1 pseudogene is annotated in these 257 nt (G+C 61.1%); it reads left to right on the top strand.

The window, feature by feature from the left end:
• Positions 1–130: 130 nt before the first annotated feature.
• Positions 131–257, top strand: a pseudogene (locus G3I71_RS52890) (MBL fold metallo-hydrolase); the annotation flags it as partial.

Raw genomic sequence — 257 nt, 5'->3', positions numbered from 1 at the left:
GCGGGGCTCCGGGCGGCCATGTTCCTTAAGCCATTTCATCGGCTCAACCATGACAGCCATACCCGGAGCCCCTGAGCCCCACCGATCTTACGAATGACCAGTTCGAACCCACCAAGAAGGTAGGACCACCATGAGTGCTCTGTCCTTCAAGGTCCTGGATCTGGATTTCCCGGCCGGCAGCAAGAACAAGACTGCGACGCTGGTCACCGGTGAGAGTGAGGCGCTGCTGGTCGATGCGGCGTTCACCCGTGCCGACG

Source organism: Streptomyces sp. SID12501 (assembly GCF_010550245.1).
Classification (GTDB): Bacteria; Actinomycetota; Actinomycetes; order Streptomycetales; family Streptomycetaceae; genus Streptomyces.
Note: the sequence above shows the minus strand (reverse complement) of the source record. Positions and strands in the feature narration are given on the sequence as shown.